Source organism: Frankia sp. RB5 (genome assembly GCF_059816245.1).
In genome coordinates, this window is the sequence record NZ_JCBATA010000041.1 from 54,291 (window position 1) to 71,049 (window position 16,759).

Consider the following 16,759-nt stretch of genomic DNA (forward strand, 5'->3'; position numbering starts at 1 on the left):
TTCAGCGGCGACGCGCCGCGGACCGGTGGCGGGCTGGGCGTCCGGGGCCGGAACCTGTCGACCTCACCGGGCACGACGACAACGTCTGGCCACTCACCTACTCCCCCGCGACGCCATCTCATCGCGACCGGCAGCGACGACATGTCCATTGGCCTCTGGCGCCAGCCGGACGACGACCCCGGCGCCGCACCGATCCACCTTGCCCGCATGGATGCCCATCGTGACCGCATCCGGGCGGTGGCGTTCTCCGCGGACGGCCGGCTGCTCGCCACCGGCGGCGATGACGACACGATGCGGCTGTGGGACGTCCGCCATCCCGACCTTCCCGAACCGGCCGGAGCCCTCACCAGGGTCGGCCACCGCGTCACCTCCCTGGCGTTCTCCCCGCGCAACGACCCACTGGCCGTCGGCAGCTCGGACGGCCGTATGCGCGTCTACCGCCTGACGATCTGAACCGCTGTCCCGCTGTCTCATCAGTCTCATCAGCCTCATCGGCCCGCCGTGTCCGGCGGATCCGGCGGCCTCCGTCCATCTCGCCCGCGGCCCGCCCCGGATCGGCCCTCGCGGTCCGGTGGCCACCGCACACCGCCGGCCCAACCGCTAGGCTGTACGCACTTGGCGACCGATGACCTGCCATCAGACGGGGAATCGTGTCCATGGGGCGGTAGCTCAGCCGGTCAGAGCAGCGGACTCATAATCCGTCGGTCGTGGGTTCGAGCCCCACCCGCCCCACGCGCTCACCTTCCATGCTCGCTGATCTTTGATCAGCTTCGCTACCTGCCGTTATGTCTGCCCGGGGGGCGACCCCCGGACCCCCGGCCGCCGGCGATGTCGTAGATCAAGGATCTTTGGTGGCAGCCAGGGTGGCAGCCACACGGCGCACTGGCCTACCGGGGGTCGCCCTTGCCTGGATCCCTCGTCTCGTCGTCCTCGCCCGCGTCCTTCGTCTCGTCGTCTCCGCTGTCGTCATTGCTCGTGGGCTCGGTGTCCCAGAGGGCGGCTCCCATCCGGTCGGCCGCGTCGGTGGAGAGCTCGGGTGCGACGTGGCTGTAGGTGCCGAGGGTCAGGCTGATCTGCGAGTGGCCCATGATCTCCATGACGACCCGCGGGTGGACCTTCTGCGCGAGTAGCAGGCTCGCCATGGTGTGGCGCGCGTCGTGGAGACGGGCGGCGCGGACTCCCGCGGCCTTCAGGAGGTTCTTCCAGGCTCGGTGATCGGCGCTGGGGTCGAGGGGGTGGCCGGTGGGTTGCGTGAAGACGAGCCCGTGGTCGTTGCGCCAGGCGTCGCCGGCCGCCTCTGCTTCACGCTGCTGGGTCACGCGGTGTGTGCGCAGGTCGGCCGCCAGGCCGGGCGGGAGGACGATGGTTCGCCGGCCTGCCCGGGACTTCGGGTGGACGATGACGAGTCCGCCGCCGGTGCGTCGCGGGCATCGACGAGGCAGGCCGCAGGATTTCGGATCGTCGCAGCCGTGCGCCCAGGCACGGCGCTGGAGTGCCTGGCGGACGGTCAGCGTCGCGGGTGTGCTGTCGAGGTTCACCGCGTCCCAGGCCAGGCCGAGGGCTTCCCCCTGGCGCAGCCCGAGGGCGAGAGCCACGGACCAGCGGGCCGCGTTGGGTCCGCCCTTGGCGGTGTCGAGGACTGCCCGTGCCTCCTTCGCCGTCAGCGGGTTGACCTCCTCCCGCTGGACAGAGGGGGCGTCCACGAGGGTGGCCACGTTGCGTGCGACCTTCCCGCGCCGGTGCGCGATCTTCAGTGCGCGGGAGATGATCCGGTGCATCTGGAGCACGGTCGCCGGCGCCAATCCCTCCGACTCGCACGCGGCGTAGAAGGATTCCAGATGCTCGGGTTCGAGTCGGTCGAGCCGGTATCCGCCGAGTTCTGGAACGATTCGGTTGTGGACGTATCCGCGGTAGGTGGCGAGGGTGGACGGGCGCACTCTGCGGCCGGCGATCGTGTCGAGCCAGAACGTCAGCCACTGTTCGACCGTGAGCGGCTTGTCGCCGGTGACGACCTTGACGCCGTCCTCCTGCTGCCGCCGGAGCTTGCGCAGCTTCTCCGCGACGTCGGCCCGGGTCTTCCCGGACAGGTATTTGCGTTGCCGCTTGCCGTCCTTCCAACCGAGATCCACTGTGGCCCGCCAGCGGCCGGAGGTGTCCTTGTAGATGGCTCCCTCACCGGCGCCGCGCCGGCCCTTGCGCGCGGCCATCAGGCAGCGTCCAGGGGGTTGCCGTCGGGCCATTCGACCGAGTCGCACCAGGGGCAGCCGTAGGGGCTGTCCTCCATGTCGCAGGCGAACTTGGTCTCTCCGTCGTGCTGGGGGTAGGCGCGTCCCTGGCCGCGGCCTGCCCGGTCGAGGTGGTCATGCAATGCCTGAGTCAGGCTCACCGGCGGGGTCGCGGGAAAGTGAGTGGACATGCGGGATTTGGCTCCTTGCCGAAAGAACGGTCGCGCGGGTCGCAGGTGGCGTTGTCCGCGCGAGTGGGGGGTTTCCGTTCTCTGGCGCTGAGATGGTCTGCCGGGCCGCCGAACGGGTCAAGGGCGCTTCGCGTCGCTACGCGATCGGCCTACGGCCGACCCTTGACCCGCCCGTCGCCCCGACAGCTTGAGGCGCTACCAGAGAACGGAAGAAAAATGGGTGGGGCAGGGGATCCGCTACGGGCGGGTTCCGCTTGCCGCTGCCGGCGCCGTGGGGGTGGTGCCGCCGGTGGGCTCGGGGTGCGGGCCGTCGGGCACCGTGCGGAAGACCATGGTCAGGTCGATCTCGCCGAAGTGCTCGGTCAGGAACGCATCGACGGGCAGACCGGCCAGCATCTCGGCGACGTCGCGGGCGTCCGCACCGGGGCGCAGCGTCAGCGCGTACACGCCGGGACTGATCAGACTGGCCACGACCAGCGGCGGGATTCCGGCGGGGGTCGGCCCCGCGGCGGGACCGTCGGGCGGGAAGATGGGCATGGGTCTCTCTCCTGTGCACTCAGGATGGGGATCAAGGTCCCGGCCGGGTGTTGGCGCACCCGCCGGGACCGCCTGCGCTTGACGGTTGCCTAGCGCGTGATGTCGAGTGTGGACGCTGGACTAGGCAACCGTCAAGTAGTGTGCTGGTGTGCATCACCTCATGGGAGCCGCCGAGATCGGGAAGCGGCTCGGTGTCAGCCGGCAACGGGTCAGCCAGATAGCGGCCCAGGATCCGACCTTCCCCAAGCCTGTCGCGGAGCTGGCCGCCGGCCGGATCTGGCATACCGAGGACATCGAACGCTGGATTGCCGAACACCGGCCGGACGAGGGCAGACAGCACCGCTGATGGTGGCGCCCGTACCGCGCGTGCACCGGCTCTCCTCCTCACGCTGCCTGTCCGTCGTCGAGGCCGCGCAGCCGGTTGACGAAGGCGTGTAGTGACGCGGAGGGGATGCGGCGGGATCGGCCGATGTGGACGGATTCGAGGTCGCCGCTGTTCAGGAGTTCGTAGATGGTGCTGCGGCTGACGCCGAGCAGGTCAGCGGCTTCCGTCGGGGTGAGCAGCAGTTTGGTCATGCGGTTCTCCCGGGTTCGCGGGCGGACGGAGTCAGGCAGCGTCCGCGAGCGGCGGTCCCGTTGCCGAACTCCCGCCGAGGCCCGCACCGATACCGAGCTGTGCGCGCCAGGTCTGGCGTTGGGCGATGGCGTGCAGGATCAGGTGCTCGCGGCGGGGCGCGGCCGGGTCCCCGGGCCGTAGCAGGGTCCAGGCGAGCCGGGCCGGGTCGGTGTCGGGTGCGGCCGGGCCGGTGCCGGTGGCACCGAGGGCGGCGAGTTGCTGGCGGATGAAGTCGACCCGGTCGTGGCGGTGGTCGGTCAGCGTCTTGCCGGACCAGCGGCGGGAGACCAGCACGCGCCGCCCGCCGAAGCCGAGCGTTTCCCGCCGGTGCGCCTTGCCGGTGCAGCGGCCGGGGGCCAGGCCCTTGCGGGGGTTGCGGGGTTGGAGGCCGTAGCGCAGCCAGTTCGCGCACGTCGGGGAGCACGGTTCGTAGCGCAGCGCGTCGGCGAGCCGGTCGACGTGAGCCCGCTGCCGGTCGGTGTCGACGGCATGGCAGGCGTCGAGGGACTTCGTCAGGTACTTGGTGAGGTAGCCGATCATCCGGCCGGTGTTCGCCGAGTTCGCCGTCGCCCCATCGGCGCGGAGCTGCGGGCCGAAGCGGACGACGTGAGCGGGTTCGTCGTCCTCGCCGATCGCATCAAGCGCCGCATCCCACGAGGGCAGCGCCTCCCGGGTGGTCGGGTCGAGGTAGCCGCCGGTGGTGTCGTCCCAGACGGGAAGGTGACCGTCCAGGTAGACCGGTTCGTCGGATGGCGGCCACCAGACCTGGTGGTAGGTGGCAGCCGCCACCAGGCGCAGCATCGCCCGGGGGATGGTGCCGCGGATCGCCGCGTGCAGGTGGGGCGCCAACCGGCGCTGCGGTTCGAGGGCGGCGAAGTACTGGACATCCCAGCCGACCGCGCGGCGCAGATTCTGCCAGAACCGGTCGAGCAGCTTCGGGAAGTGGATCGCGTCCCGCGCTGCCCGCCGGTAGTCGTAGGCAGCCGGGTCCACGGGGGTGCCGTCCGAGCGGACACGGCCGTAGGTGTCGCAGGTCAGGGTGAGGAACATCGACGGGCGCCACACCGTCCCATCCGGTGCGGTGAACGTCCGGCCCACCGTGCGCCGCTCGACCGGCAGCCGAGGCAGATCGGGCGCGTCCTGGCGGCGTTTCGTCGAGCGGACCCGGCGCGGCCGGTCCCGGTCAGCCGGAGCGATCCGCCCGCGGACGCCGAGGTCTGACAGTTCCTGGTCGACCTGGCCGATCATCTGGTCGATCTCTGCGACCTGGTCGACGTCGCCGACCGCCAGGACGTCGCCGCGTGCCTGCTCCAGGTCCGCCCGCAGCACCGCCATCGCTTTCGCGTCGCTCGACGCCGGATCCGGGTCGGGAACCGGTTCGTCGTCCAGATGCCATCCAGTCTTGCACTGGGCCATCCGCAGCCGCCGGGACCGTTCCGCGCACGGCGGGCATTTCGATGCCAGGGTGGCGCCGCAGGGGACGGGGATGATCTGCGTTTCGCCGGTGTCCAGGCTCGTCCGGCGCATCGCCAACGGTCGGACACACACCCCGTTGTCCACCGCGACCGCCTCGACGACCTGACGGGCCAACGGAGAGCGCATCCGTGCCGCCCGCGACCCAGGCCGATCCACCGGGCCAGAGAGGGCCGGGCCGCGGGTGGCCGGATCACGGTGCGCCGGGGGGAGGTGGTCCGGGGTGGCGGTGGGGGAGGTCATCGGCAGGGGGATCCTCCGAGGCATCGGGGACGGGGTCGGTGTAGCGGGTGCAGCCGCAGCGCAGACCGGCGCAGTCGGCCAGGCAGCCCCGCCGGCCGTGCGCGACGAGGGAATGGCCGCAGGTCGCACAGGCCGGCAGGGAGGGAAGGAGGGTGCAGGGGTCCGGGTTCGCCGTCGTGTGCGGGTCCGGTCGGCTCACGCGGCCCGGTCGAGGTCGTCGAACGGGTCGGAGTCGTCGCCGTCGTCGAGGTAGTTGGCCACGTCTGGTGTCCAGCCGCCCCGAGCAGGCCGGTAGTGGGTGACGATCCGGCCGATCTCGACGTCGTCGATGTAGCCGGCGCGGACCCGGACCGGGTCGGGGTTGCCGTCGTGCAGCACATAGCCGACCCCGGGCAGCGCGCGGGGGATCTCGTCAGCGCGGGCACCGCGTTCCCGGGCACCGTTACCAAGAACAAGGTCGGCCTGGTCGGTTTCGGTCATCCGCAGCGCCACACGGACCGGGAACAGGTCGCGGAACGGCAGCACTTCCTTACGCGGGTCCTGCACCGCGGCGACGATCACGACGCCGGGGGCGCGGCCCTGGGACAGCAGCAGCGGCAACGCCGCCCCGATCCGCTTCTTCAACTCCCGATCGGTCACATACGCGGTCAACGAGGCGATTTCGTCGACCACCACCACGATCAACGGTTCGACGGTGGTGGGCGTGTGCAGGCGGGTGTTCCCCGCCAGCGCGGCCGTGCGGTCCTGCATGCGGGCTACCGCGTCGTCGAGCAGATCCGCGATGCTGTCCGTGGTGGTGGCGAAGCGGGTGAACAGGGGACGGCCGAAGGCCAGCTCCATCCCGCCCTTCGGGTCGCACACCCACAGTTCCACCAGCCCCGCGCGTACCGCCGGGGCGAGGCCGCGCAGCAGCCCCCACAGCACCGAGCCCTTACCCGCCCCGGTCGCCCCCGCGATCAGCACATGCGACCCACGCACCGGCAGGGTCCAGGCCGCCCCGTCCTCGCAACGTCCCACCGGCACCGCCGACAGGCCCGCCACCAGCCGGCCCACATCCCCGGCACCGGCACGAGGGGCAGTGCTGGCCGGGTCAGGGTCGGCACCGTCCGCGTCGTCGAGGCTTGCCGGGGGCACCGGGCGGGTCAGCGGGTCGTGACGGTGGAAGGAGACCCGCACGAACCGGGTCGTCTCCCCGTGGACCTGGCAGCGCCGAGCCCGGAACACGTGGCGCAGCGCTTCGGCCTGTTCCGCCCAGGTCGCCGGGGTCTGACCGGGCAGCAGTTCCACCCGCAGCACGTCCACCGACCGCGACGAGCGGATGGACCGGATCCGGGGAAAGTACTCGTCGAAGGTCACCTGATCACCGGTCGAGGCGGGCATGCGAATCGCAAGGTCGGTATGGACCATCGCCGGCTTCCACCGCCACCGGTAGACGAACGTCAACCGGGCACGGCCCCACAGCCACCAGGCCACCGGCCAGAACGACCGGCCATGCACCCGCCACCACACCACCGCCACCAGCGCCAGCCCGCCGACGAGGGCGCCGAGCCCGGCCAGGCCGACCCGGTGCACGACCAGAAGCACCCCGACGGTCACGCCGACCACGACCCGATGCCGCCAGCAGCCCCGCAACGCCAGCCACAAACCCTTGAACGCCAGCGCGACCAGCAGCATCCACACCGGCACCCGGACCTTGTCCGCCCGCGTCGGCACCCGCGGCAAACGCTGATCACCATTGATTCTGGACATGCCAACACCACCCACTTTCGAGCGCGCGAAACCAGGGACAGAAGAAGAGAGGGAAAGGAGTTCCAGGCGGCCCGGAGTCCGGAACACGCGGGTGTCCGGGCCGCCCGAAAAGGTCGGTTGAATGCGGGTTACGCGGCCCGCGGTTCGGCGGTTTCGTTGGAAGCGAACCGGATGCGTTCGCACTCGACGAGGTAGTCGTTCACCGCCCCGATCAGCGCGTAGGCGAAATCAACGTGATCCGAGGTGACCACGTTCGCCACCGGCGAGAACGTGACCGAGGTCAGACCGAGCCGGACCGTCAGGATCGGCGACCGGTCCGGGTACACGTGGCAGGCCGCCGACCAGTCCGCCCCGACGTGCAGCCCGAGGTGAGACGCCGAGCGGACTCCGTCGATCGCCGGACCTCGCCGGCCGGTCATGCCGCCACCGCCGGACGCCGGCCCATGGTCGCCGGCCGCATGCCCGAGGCCCGCAGCGAGAACTCCTGGCGGGGTCGCGCCCCGTTGGTGTCGACGTAGGGGACGACCAGCAGCCCGTCGAAGACCACCGGTCGGAACGGCGTTCCCGGCAGCATGTCGGGCAGGGAGGGCGGAGTCTCGCCGGTCATCTTCACCTTCACCTCGGCCTTGCGTGCCGCCGGGTCCACGTCCAGGACGCGCACCGTCCAGACCCGCTCGCCGGTGGTCTTGTCCCGGGCCTGGACGTCCGACAGGCCCGCCTTCACCTTTTCAAAGTCGTTCGCCGCCTCCACCGCGAGCACGTATGCCCCCTGCGGAAAGACGTCCTCAAAGCGCGCCGGGATGCGCTGCGGAACCGCCACCGTGTATTCCTCCACTCGCCGTGTTCCATCGAGTCGGCCGGTTGTTCCGGCCGCCGGATACACAGTGCTCCGCTCGGCAAGCGCGCATCAACCGCCAACTTAGCGTTGGATGCAGCCTTGAGATGCTCCCCATGCGGGATGCATAGGTTCATGTCATGGTGATATGGGCGCGCAGGCGGTGCCGCCACCCGTTTCGACCGGCCGCTAATATGCGCGCATGGCTGACCGGAAAACCCTGCGGGTGTATCGCACTCGTGGTCCGGTGGACGGCGAGGACTGGGCCGCCGTCGCCGCGGCGCTCAACGAGCGGATGGCCCGGCGCCGCATCGGTCAGCAGGACCTCGCGCGGGTGTCGGGGGTGTCGGTCTCGACGCTGCGCGAGCTTCAGCATGGCGCCGGCCGGCGGGTGCAGAACAAGACCCTGACCGCGATCGCCCGCGCCCTGGACTGGCCGGACAACCACCTCATCGACGTTCTGCTGTCCAGCGCGCCCACCGGCAGCGAGTCCACCGCGGATCCTGGTGGGGAGATCCTCGCCGTACTCGCCCGGGTTGAGGACCGTCTTGGCGAGATTGCCCGCAGGCTCGCCGCGGTCGAGGAGACGATCAGCAGGTCCGGAGAGCCAGACCGACTCTGAACACGACGATGGGCCGAACCCACGGTCAGGGTTTAGCCCAGGGTGGCCGAGTCGTGCGGTCGGCCCACGGTGGCGTGTCCGGCCTGGGACGCCTCATGGACGCCGGACACGTCGTGGGGTGCCGGGAATGGTGGGGGTGGGAGGACCCGGGTCTCGTGGCCGCCGAGGGGGTCGGCCGGGCGCGGGTCCTCCCGGGTGGTGACGGGCGGGATGTCGGGGGTACGGCCCGTCACCGGCTCACAGGCGGTTCGGTGCCGCCTCGTCCATGTACATCGCGTCGGCGATCGTGTCGAAGCCGGCCGACGTCTGTCCCCGCCGCACCGCCAGCGCGCGGTCGATCTGCTCGGCGCTCAGGTGCCGGTAGCCGTCGGCGAGGGCGGCAAGCATGAGGTTCTCGGCGTCGGCGAACAGGATGCCGCGGGTTTCGGCGTGCGCGGTCAGCGGCTGGCGGGCTGTGGCGTTGCAGACCTTGCCGGCCAGGATCCCGGCGAGCAGTTCCCCGGCGAGCCGGGTCATCTGCTGGTTGATCTTCGCTCTTTTCTGGGTGTAGCCGTGGCACAGGTCCGCGAGGGCGTTGACCTGGACGAGGTCCAGGCCGATGTCGCGCCGGTGGTGCAGCTCGGGCAGGAACAGCCCCGCCGCCGGGGCGAGACTCGCCGCTCCCGCCGCGCGTAGATCAGACAGCACCCACAACCTCCATGATCTTTCTTGATGTCCGTACCGCCGGATGCGGACGGATCAGGCTTTCCGGCCGACACCGCCGTACCCCCACACGGCGTGGACGTCGGCGGGTGGCGTGTCCGGCTTCCACAGCGGCAGGCGCACCACGCCCGGATCGAGGACGTCGGTGCCGTCGAAGAAGCGGCACACGTCCGCCAGGCCGCGCAGCACCAGCGGCGCCGCCGACGCCGCGTAGGCGTCGAGGATCTCCCCTACCCGTGGGGGCGCAAGGTCGCCGGTGGCGTGGGAGACGACGAGGAAGCTCCCCGGCGGCAGGGCGTCCACCAGGGAGCGCACCAGGGCGTGCGCGCCGTCGTCGTCGGTGAGGAAGTGCAGGACCGCGACGAGGAACAGCGCGATCGGCTGGTGGAAGTCGAGGGCGTCGCGCAGTTCCGCGGCGTCGAGGATGAGCGCCGGATCGCGCAGATCGGCCTTCAGGTAGGCCGTACGCCCCTGCGGGCTGCTGGTCAGCAGCGCACGGGCGTGCGTCAGCACCACCGGGTCGTTGTCGCAGTACACGACCCGGCATGCGGGAGCGATGCCCTGCACCACCTCGTGCAGGTTCGGACTCGTCGGAAGGCCCGTGCCCACGTCGAGGAACTGGCGGATCCCGCACTCGGCCGCCAGGAACCGTGCCGCCCGGACCATGAAGTCCCGGTTCGCACGCGCGACCGAGGGAACCTCCGGCGCCGCTGCCACGACCTGCTCCGCCGCCGCCCGGTCCGCCGGCAGGTGGTCCTTGCCGCCGAGGTAGTAGTCGTACATCCGCGCGGGGTGCGCCACCGACAGATCGAGCGTCGTGCCAAGCGCGGGATCCGTCGTGTCCTGCTCGACGGCCTGCTGATCGGCGGTCATCCGGCTAGCTCCGCCCCGCCGGGCATGGCGGGAAGCACCAGCGCGCCCGGGAAGTGCCGATCCCGCACGTACATCCAGGCCGCTGCCCGGGTGGCGAAGAACCCGATCACGCCCAGCAGCGCGCCGCGTGGTCCACGCACGACTACCGCCCACAGCACCCGGCGCACACCATCTCCGCCCGGCGCGAGCGAGTTCCCGCCGGCGCCGGAGTCCCCAGCGTCGGGCGCTCGCGCGCACAGCAGGTCCCGCCTTGACGGCGCCCGTGCAGCCGGCCCGCATCCCGCGCCCGTCTCTGTTCGTCCCACCATGCTTCTCCCACCTGGCCATTAACGGGTTCGTCTCTCGCCGCCCCGCCCCGCGGAGGTCGGGACTCGACGCGGGGCGGGGGGCACACGAACAAGCCTCACGAACCGCCTGGCAGGCGCGGAAGGTCACGATGGCAAGGCACTGGACGCATGGGCGACGAGCGGCGAACCGTCCGGCGAGCGCTTGGCAGGCGTCATCCGGGCGCGCGAGCGGCAGAAGAGCGGCGAACTGGCCATACCACCCTGGCATGACGGCGCTAGTCTCTGCGTAGCAGCCTGACCACACCACCGCCGACCGGGGCAAAGGTCGGCCCGAGGCAGAGGAGACCGGCGATGGCGCAGCCCGCTCCTCCCTACGCCGTCTCTCCCGAGTTGCTGGCCCGCGGCGAGTTCAGAGCTGCCTGCGAGGCCCGCGACTTCCAGACGATCTTCCGGTTGATGCGGAAGTACGACGGTGCCAGCCAGGACCGCGTGTCCTCCCCGGTCCCCGGGCTCACACAAAGCCGGGTCAGCCGCGTGATGAGCGGGGAAAGCCGCATCGCGTCGCTGACCCTCGTGGAACGCATCGCCGACGCGCTGCGCATCCCGGGCGCCTACTTCCTGCTTGCGCCCCGCCCCTGGGAGAACGACGACCCGCCGGCCACACTGGCGGTAGGGCCAGGTTCACCGAGCCGCACCGCGCCGATCGAATCGGTTAGCCGCTTGCCCACCCAGCCCGCGGGAGAGGGAGGCGCCGCCGCCACGTCCGGTGCCTACGGGGCACGGGAAACGCGGATGGCCATCACCATCGACATCGCGGCAGACGGCGCAGCCCATCTGACCTACGAGCACGAGTTGGTCAACGTCGGTTCGCTGCCGATCACCCGGCTTGCCCGCGAACTGTGGTTCAAGCACACCGACGGCATCCTCGACATTCAGCCCCAGTCGTCGCCCAACCACAATGTGATCATTCAGCGGGTGCACGACATCCCGGGGATGTCCAAGTTCGCCTGCCAAATCTTCCCCGCGCTCCAGCCCGGAGAGTCGGCCACCGTCGGCTACACGTGCGATCAAGGCCGGTTCGTCGACGAGCTGTACTGGCGCCAGTCCATCACCCGTCCCACCGACACGTTCACGCTCACGGTGCGCCAGGCCGGTATCCGCCGGTTGGTCGGCTGTAACGCGATCGAGGAACGCGCCGACGGCGGAGATGTCCGCGCTCGACGGCCTGTCCTGGCGCACCGACGCCGACCAGGTGGTCATCGACCTGACCCGCAAGCATCTGACCGCCGGCCAGGCCGTGACACTGCGATGGGACGCCGACCGTGACCGTGCGTGACGACATCGAAACCACACTGCGTGCGTGGGATGCCTACGAGCGCGGCCGTGGCTGTCCCCCGATTGTCGACTACGACTGCGCACCCCCCGAGACCGCCCCGGCCCCGCTCGCGCACCGCCTCGACGCCCACGACCAGCTCACCGAGCTGCACCAACGCGCGACCGCCGAGGGAAAGCCGCGGTACGCCGAGCGGGTCGGTGCGCACCTCGCCTACCTGCATGCTCTGCTTGGCGAACGGCAGCCGCTCGACGCCTACGTTCGCGCCACCCAGGGATGCGGCGCGGCCGGATGGCCCGACGAGCACATCACCGACTGCCGAAACCGCGCCATCGCCGCCCTTGACGGACTCGGTGTCGGCTGGGGACCGGACACCGCACGGGACCTTGACCGGCTCGAAGGCCCGGTGGCCGAGGACAAGGCCGCCGCCATGATGCGCGCCGCCGCCGCCGACCTGGAACCCGCCGTACGCCGCCTCACCGGCGCCACCACCGATTACACCCTCACCATCGAAAGCGTCGACCTCGACGCCTACTGGGCCTACTGGCTCGACGGCGCCGGCACCAACGTCCGTCTCCGCCTCAACCGCCGCCAGGCACGCTTCACCGAGGTCCGCATACGCCAGTTCACCCTTCACGAGATCCTCGGCCACGCCCTACAGACCGCGAACTGGGCCACCGTCGCAGCCACCAGCGACGTCGACTGGATCCGCGTCACCGCGGTCCACGCACAACAGCAGGTCCTGTTGGAAGGACTAGCCCAGGCCCTGCCCCTGTTCGCCGTTCCCGACGACGAGGCCGTGACCGCCCGCGTCCGCCTGGACCACTACCTTCAACTTGTCCGCGCGGAACTTCACCTCGCCATCAACGCCGGTATCTCCGTGGCGGACTGCGTCGCCCGCGCCCGCGCCCGAGTCCCGTTCTGGCCGGACGACACCATCGCCGACGCACTCACCGACCGCGGAGCCAACCCCCTGTTGCGCTCCTACCTCTGGTCCTATCCCGCCGGCATCGACTGGTTCACCACCCTCGCCGACACCGCCACCCCCGAGGCCATTACCGCCGTCCTCCACACGGCCTACCGACAGCCGCTCACACCCACCGGCCTCGTCGAACTCTGGCCAACCGGCCCCGTCCCCGGCGGACCAGGCAAGCGAGCCGCATGACCAGCACCAAGAGGCGACCAGGCCGAAGCCAGCACATTGCCGAATCCCTCGTTCTGAGATCAAGAAGACCTGCGAGTCCGTGCCGCGCGACGGCTGCGCGTGGCCGCAGGCGGCCATGCTCGCCGGCGCGTCACGGTGGACCCGCCCCGAACTTAGCCCTTCCTGCTTCCAGACGCGGCCCGCGTTGCAGACCCCACCTCCAGTGGAACTAGCTGCGGCTCAAATGCTTCCGAAGTAAGATCTGCAGTACGCAAAGGGGGGTCATGGAGACAGTTCGGATGTGGGATGGCAAGGAGTGGCAGAATCACTGCCTCGCCATTCTACGGCTTCACCACGGTGCTCATGAGCTCCACGAGGTACCAGATCGCCACGGAGGCGATCTAGGTCTTGAAGCCTACAGCACCAACGGATGCGCGTACCAATGCTACGCCGCGTTGGAGCCGCTACCGACTGGGACTCTCTACGAGAATCAGCGGGATAAGCTAACAGAAGATCTGGCAAAACTCAAGAAAAATCAAAGAGAGATAGCTCGTCTATTTGGTAGCATCAAAATTCGAAGGTACACCTTCATGGTGCACCGGCACGATTCCCATAAGCTAGTACAGCACGGGAGTTCGAAGGTTGCAGAAGTAATAGGCTGGGACCTTAGCTTCATTGCTGATGATTTCGATATCGTTGTACTTACGGATGGCGCATTTCCTCGCGAACGCGCAAGTCTCCTGGATCTGCCGGCCCCGCTTATGCAGATAGATGCAGAGATTCCCGAGAGTGTCGAGTCGTGGGGACTGCAAAACGTCGGACTTCTTGCCACTGTCGACAAAAAGCTGTCGGCAATTCTAAAGAATTCAAACAGCCGCCAACGCTACTCCGATGCACTGGTCAAAGCATATCTTGAGGGAGAGAACTATCTCTCAAAGATGCGGGACCGATACCCCGATCAGTGGCAGGCTGCGTCCCGGTGTCGCAGCGACAAAGAGAACTATCTAGTACTTGAGTATGCACTCACTCTTGAACAACCTAAATCCACTCATGTCGATGAAATTGCGAGCGATCTCGCTGCCGAGCTGACCTCGGCAGTGCCCGCTATAGGCGCGCAACTTGCAAAAAAGATTTCTTGGGCATCAGTTGCCGACTGGCTAATGCGCTGCCCCCTCGACTTCGTCAACGAGGATGAGGCCCAGTGAGCGTTGACGCCCTTGAAAATTTCTTCGCCTCAGCAGATACGTCGATACGTTTCACACGACGGCCCGACCCTGTTCCTGCCGATCTCAGATTGGCGTGGCGAATTTCTATGATTGTGCTTATTCTGCATCGCTGTAGGGGTGGGAGTGCGACATTGCGCCAAGCCCATGTGCTCGGCTGGGCCGTTCGCAATACACAGACGCGGGAGACATTTCTTAGGTGGGTCCAAGGAAAGAAGCGTCCCGACGATATCATTGTTCGATATGACCCCTCATTGAGTCGCACAATCGACTTGTCGATTGGTGCCGGCCTGGTATCACGCAAGAACGCTGGCGCCGTCGTGTTAACCGCCGAAGGGACCACGTTCGCTCGGGAGCTTGAACGCCAGAGAACGATTCTCGTCAACGAGAAAACATTCCTCTCTGGCCTGCCTCGAAGAATGACCCAGAAGTATATCGACGAACTGATCGCGCCGGCGGGCTAGTGATGCGACTAAAAATAAGGAAGCTTGAACTCTCAGCATCGACAGCCGGACCAGAGGTCGGCGCCTCCCTAACTTTCGGTGACGGTCTCAATATCCTCCGCGCCGACAACTCAAGTGGAAAATCGACCTGCCTCCAGGCGATCATTTATGCACTCGGCCTCGAGGGCATGCTTAGCGCACGTCGAGAGATCCCGTTGCCTCATGCGATGACTCACGCGGTCGAGGTCGAAGGGCGCGAGTTTCCGATCAATGAATCGCATGTCAGCCTCGAAATTGAAAATTCCAATGGAGAGGTACTTACCGTTCGACGGGCGGTGACTTCAGGGCGAACGGATCGACTCCTAGCTCAAACCTGGCGCGGTCCGCTACTGACGCAGCCAGGAGAATATCCTCGGAATGATTACTTCGTTCGTCGCGCTGGAGCGGCACAGAGGGAAGCTGGGTACCAGTATCAACTTGCAAGATTCATAGGATGGGACATCCCGAGAGTTGCCCGTATGGACGGCAGCGAAAGCCCGCTTTATCTCGAGGCGATTTTTCCATTTATCTATGTTGAGCAGAAGCACGGCTGGTCCGGAATCCAAGCACGCATACCCGGCTATCTAGGTCTTCGCGAGCCTGGTAAGAGAGCAGTCGAATTTCTCCTCGGCCTAGAAGCCTACGACAGAATTCTTGCACGCCAGCGCCTCGTCTCTATCCGTTCGATGCTAGAAGGAGAATGGAAGGCAACAGCTGCCAGCCTTCGGATAGCTGGAGAGCGCTCGGGCATCGTGCTTTCTGGCCTGTCCGATCGTCCTTCCCTAGGTTTCGCGCAGGCGGATGTGCGATTTCACGTCAGCGTCGATTCCGAGTGGGTCATCCTGGATGACGAGATTCGTCGGCTTAGCGTCGAGATAGCAGAGGATCGGCGGGTAGAAATTCAGACCGCTGCCGAACGGGCTGGAGCTTCTGAAGATGCTCTTAGTGATGCCCAGCGCCTCCTGGCTAACGACTCCTCTCTGCTGTCAGCCACGGTCGAGGAACTAGGCGAAGCAATGGGTCGCCGAGAAAGTATCGAGTCTCGCATAGAGTCGCTAGAGGAGGATCGACAGCGGCATAGAGACCTAAATCTTCTCGAGCGGCTAGGATCGGCTCACGTAAACTTCCTCAACAGCCCGACTCAGTGCCCAACATGCCATCAAGAGCTACGGGATGGGCTTGAAGTCTCAGATGCGGTTATGAGCGTCGCTGAGAATCTGGATTTCATCGAGCAGCAGCTTTCGACATTTCGATCCATGCGACAGGATGCCGTCCGCTCCATACTTGCGCTCCAGTCGCGCGAGGCTGCCTTGAGAGATCGGGTAATCGATCTCCGGAGATCTATCCGCGCGCATAAGCAATCGTTGATCGAAGCGAGCTCTGCGCCCGCCGCAGCTGATTTGGTCACGCGCCTACGGAGAGAAGACAGGCACGAAAACCTGGTTCGGATCAGAGCAGACCTAGGAAGGATCCTTCAGAGCCTTCACCAGGCCGCCAATGCGTGGGCTGAAAATGAGGCGAGGATTTCGCAGCTTGGACGCGACCTGCTAAGCCCGAGTGACGAAGAAAAGCTTGCAGCACTACAAGGTACAGTTAGGACTCAGCTGAGGCAGTATGGTTTCCGCTCCCTCAACGCTGACACCGTGGAGGTATCTCGGGAAACATACCGTCCAGTGCATGAAGGTTTCGACCTAGGATTCGATCTTTCGGCAAGCGACATGATCAGACTAATATGGTCCTACCTTTTCGGCCTGTTCGAAACTGGTAGCGACGACGTTGGAAGCCATCCGCGTCTTCTGATATTCGACGAGCCACGGCAGCAGGAAACGGCTAGGATAAGCTTTGAGCGGCTACTGACTCGATCCGCCCATCTGAATCAGGATAGAAAGCCGGTGCAGATCATCTTCGCTACAAGTGACGACGAAGATGAGATAGTGCGTATGCTCGGGTCCTCCCCCCACCGCCTGATCAGCTTCCCGAGCGGGTCAAAGGTGATCCGGGCGGTCGAACAGTAATGAGTGAGATGCCAATGCTAAGGTCGAGTAGGGGGCGATGCGTGGCCTTTTACAGCTCGACAAGCTTGGCGGTGGTCTCTAGTACTACAGTTGCAGTGATCCTCGTGTGGCTGTTGCTGCTATGGCGTGGCGCTGGGCGGCGCGGATTCGGGTTTGGTAGTGGTAGTAGCGGCCGAGTGCTTGGTGCCGGCGGCGCCATTCCGACCACC

General features: G+C 67.4%; 20 protein-coding genes, 1 tRNA gene and 1 pseudogene. 10 read left to right on the forward strand and 12 right to left on the reverse strand.

Annotation, left to right across the window (positions count from 1 at the left end; all coding sequences use genetic code 11):
* Positions 1-141 precede the first annotated feature (141 nt).
* Together AC6EXY_RS21070 and AC6EXY_RS21075 are read left to right on the forward strand one after the other, a co-directional pair.
* Complete coding sequence (locus AC6EXY_RS21070; RefSeq protein ID WP_499817537.1) at positions 142-453, forward strand: WD40 repeat domain-containing protein; 312 nt, start codon at positions 142-144, stop codon at positions 451-453.
* A gap of 205 nt (positions 454-658) precedes the next feature.
* Positions 659-732 (forward strand) — tRNA-Ile (locus tag AC6EXY_RS21075).
* 155 nt (positions 733-887) lie between these two features.
* Here the strand turns inward: AC6EXY_RS21075 and AC6EXY_RS21080 are convergent.
* From AC6EXY_RS21080 to AC6EXY_RS21090, 3 genes are all read right to left on the reverse strand, one after another.
* Positions 888-2,207 (reverse strand): tyrosine-type recombinase/integrase, encoded by a 1,320-nt coding sequence (locus AC6EXY_RS21080; protein ID WP_499817536.1) that lies wholly within the window; start codon positions 2,205-2,207, stop codon positions 888-890.
* Positions 2,207-2,416 carry a hypothetical protein gene (locus AC6EXY_RS21085; protein ID WP_499817535.1) on the reverse strand — a complete coding sequence of 70 codons (210 nt, stop codon included), beginning with the start codon at positions 2,414-2,416 and terminating at the stop codon, positions 2,207-2,209. Before AC6EXY_RS21085 ends, AC6EXY_RS21080 begins: the two co-directional genes overlap by 1 nt.
* Before the next feature lie 237 nt (positions 2,417-2,653).
* The gene (locus AC6EXY_RS21090) at positions 2,654-2,953 is read right to left on the reverse strand and encodes a hypothetical protein (protein ID WP_499817534.1); all 300 of its coding nucleotides are present in this window, start codon (positions 2,951-2,953) and stop codon (positions 2,654-2,656) included.
* A gap of 160 nt (positions 2,954-3,113) precedes the next feature.
* On the opposite strand from AC6EXY_RS21090, the gene AC6EXY_RS21095 reads away from it, so the two are divergent.
* Positions 3,114-3,299 (forward strand): DNA-binding protein, encoded by a 186-nt coding sequence (locus tag AC6EXY_RS21095; protein WP_499842395.1) that lies wholly within the window; start codon positions 3,114-3,116, stop codon positions 3,297-3,299.
* Positions 3,300-3,337: 38 nt separating this feature from the next.
* Here the strand turns inward: AC6EXY_RS21095 and AC6EXY_RS21100 are convergent, their stop codons facing one another.
* The 5 genes from AC6EXY_RS21100 to AC6EXY_RS21120 form a co-directional block, all read right to left on the reverse strand.
* Positions 3,338-3,529, reverse strand: coding sequence for a helix-turn-helix domain-containing protein (locus AC6EXY_RS21100; protein ID WP_101835735.1), 192 nt, complete (start codon positions 3,527-3,529; stop codon positions 3,338-3,340).
* 31 nt (positions 3,530-3,560) lie between these two features.
* The gene (locus AC6EXY_RS21105; RefSeq protein ID WP_499817532.1) at positions 3,561-5,285 is read right to left on the reverse strand and encodes a replication initiator; all 1,725 of its coding nucleotides are present in this window, start codon (positions 5,283-5,285) and stop codon (positions 3,561-3,563) included.
* Between the two features lie 195 nt (positions 5,286-5,480).
* Positions 5,481-7,034 carry an FtsK/SpoIIIE domain-containing protein gene (locus AC6EXY_RS21110; RefSeq protein WP_499817531.1) on the reverse strand — a complete coding sequence of 518 codons (1,554 nt, stop codon included), beginning with the start codon at positions 7,032-7,034 and terminating at the stop codon, positions 5,481-5,483.
* 128 nt (positions 7,035-7,162) lie between these two features.
* Positions 7,163-7,453, reverse strand: coding sequence for a hypothetical protein (locus AC6EXY_RS21115; RefSeq protein WP_499817530.1), 291 nt, complete (start codon positions 7,451-7,453; stop codon positions 7,163-7,165).
* Positions 7,450-7,854 (reverse strand): plasmid replication, integration and excision activator, encoded by a 405-nt coding sequence (locus AC6EXY_RS21120; RefSeq protein ID WP_499817529.1) that lies wholly within the window; start codon positions 7,852-7,854, stop codon positions 7,450-7,452. Before AC6EXY_RS21120 ends, AC6EXY_RS21115 begins: the two co-directional genes overlap by 4 nt.
* 217 nt (positions 7,855-8,071) lie before the next feature.
* Here AC6EXY_RS21120 and AC6EXY_RS21125 point away from each other — a divergent pair, with 217 nt between their 5' ends.
* Complete coding sequence (locus tag AC6EXY_RS21125; RefSeq protein WP_499817528.1) at positions 8,072-8,491, forward strand: helix-turn-helix domain-containing protein; 420 nt, start codon at positions 8,072-8,074, stop codon at positions 8,489-8,491.
* A gap of 32 nt (positions 8,492-8,523) precedes the next feature.
* On the opposite strand, the gene AC6EXY_RS21130 is transcribed toward AC6EXY_RS21125, so the two are convergent.
* The 4 genes from AC6EXY_RS21130 to AC6EXY_RS21145 are packed head-to-tail and all read right to left on the reverse strand — an operon-like array spanning position 8,524 to position 10,374.
* Positions 8,524-8,724 carry a hypothetical protein gene (locus AC6EXY_RS21130; RefSeq protein ID WP_499817527.1) on the reverse strand — a complete coding sequence of 67 codons (201 nt, stop codon included), beginning with the start codon at positions 8,722-8,724 and terminating at the stop codon, positions 8,524-8,526.
* Between the two features lie 4 nt (positions 8,725-8,728).
* The gene (locus AC6EXY_RS21135; RefSeq protein WP_499817526.1) at positions 8,729-9,178 is read right to left on the reverse strand and encodes a hypothetical protein; all 450 of its coding nucleotides are present in this window, start codon (positions 9,176-9,178) and stop codon (positions 8,729-8,731) included.
* 51 nt (positions 9,179-9,229) lie between these two features.
* A complete protein-coding gene (locus tag AC6EXY_RS21140; protein ID WP_499817525.1) occupies positions 9,230-10,066 on the reverse strand; it encodes an SAM-dependent methyltransferase in 837 nt (278 codons plus the stop codon).
* Positions 10,063-10,374 carry a hypothetical protein gene (locus AC6EXY_RS21145; RefSeq protein ID WP_499817524.1) on the reverse strand — a complete coding sequence of 104 codons (312 nt, stop codon included), beginning with the start codon at positions 10,372-10,374 and terminating at the stop codon, positions 10,063-10,065. The genes AC6EXY_RS21140 and AC6EXY_RS21145 overlap by 4 nt, the downstream gene beginning before the upstream one ends.
* A gap of 369 nt (positions 10,375-10,743) precedes the next feature.
* On the opposite strand from AC6EXY_RS21145, the gene AC6EXY_RS21150 reads away from it, so the two are divergent.
* The 6 genes and pseudogenes from AC6EXY_RS21150 to AC6EXY_RS21175 all read left to right on the forward strand — a co-directional run bounded on the left by AC6EXY_RS21150 (position 10,744) and on the right by AC6EXY_RS21175 (position 16,550).
* A complete protein-coding gene (locus AC6EXY_RS21150; protein ID WP_499817523.1) occupies positions 10,744-11,679 on the forward strand; it encodes a helix-turn-helix domain-containing protein in 936 nt (311 codons plus the stop codon).
* The gene (locus AC6EXY_RS21155; RefSeq protein ID WP_499817522.1) at positions 11,676-12,851 is read left to right on the forward strand and encodes a hypothetical protein; all 1,176 of its coding nucleotides are present in this window, start codon (positions 11,676-11,678) and stop codon (positions 12,849-12,851) included. Before AC6EXY_RS21150 ends, AC6EXY_RS21155 begins: the two co-directional genes overlap by 4 nt.
* Positions 12,852-13,129: 278 nt before the next feature.
* Entirely contained in the window at positions 13,130-14,035 is a 906-nt protein-coding gene (locus AC6EXY_RS21160; protein WP_499817521.1) for a hypothetical protein, read from the forward strand.
* The gene (locus AC6EXY_RS21165) at positions 14,032-14,517 is read left to right on the forward strand and encodes a hypothetical protein (RefSeq protein WP_499817520.1); all 486 of its coding nucleotides are present in this window, start codon (positions 14,032-14,034) and stop codon (positions 14,515-14,517) included. Before AC6EXY_RS21160 ends, AC6EXY_RS21165 begins: the two co-directional genes overlap by 4 nt.
* Positions 14,518-14,519: 2 nt before the next feature.
* Positions 14,520-14,837 (forward strand): annotated as a pseudogene (locus AC6EXY_RS21170) (AAA family ATPase); the annotation flags it as partial.
* Positions 14,838-15,014: 177 nt separating this feature from the next.
* A complete protein-coding gene (locus AC6EXY_RS21175; RefSeq protein ID WP_499817557.1) occupies positions 15,015-16,550 on the forward strand; it encodes a hypothetical protein in 1,536 nt (511 codons plus the stop codon).
* The last annotated feature ends 209 nt before the right edge of the window (positions 16,551-16,759 follow it).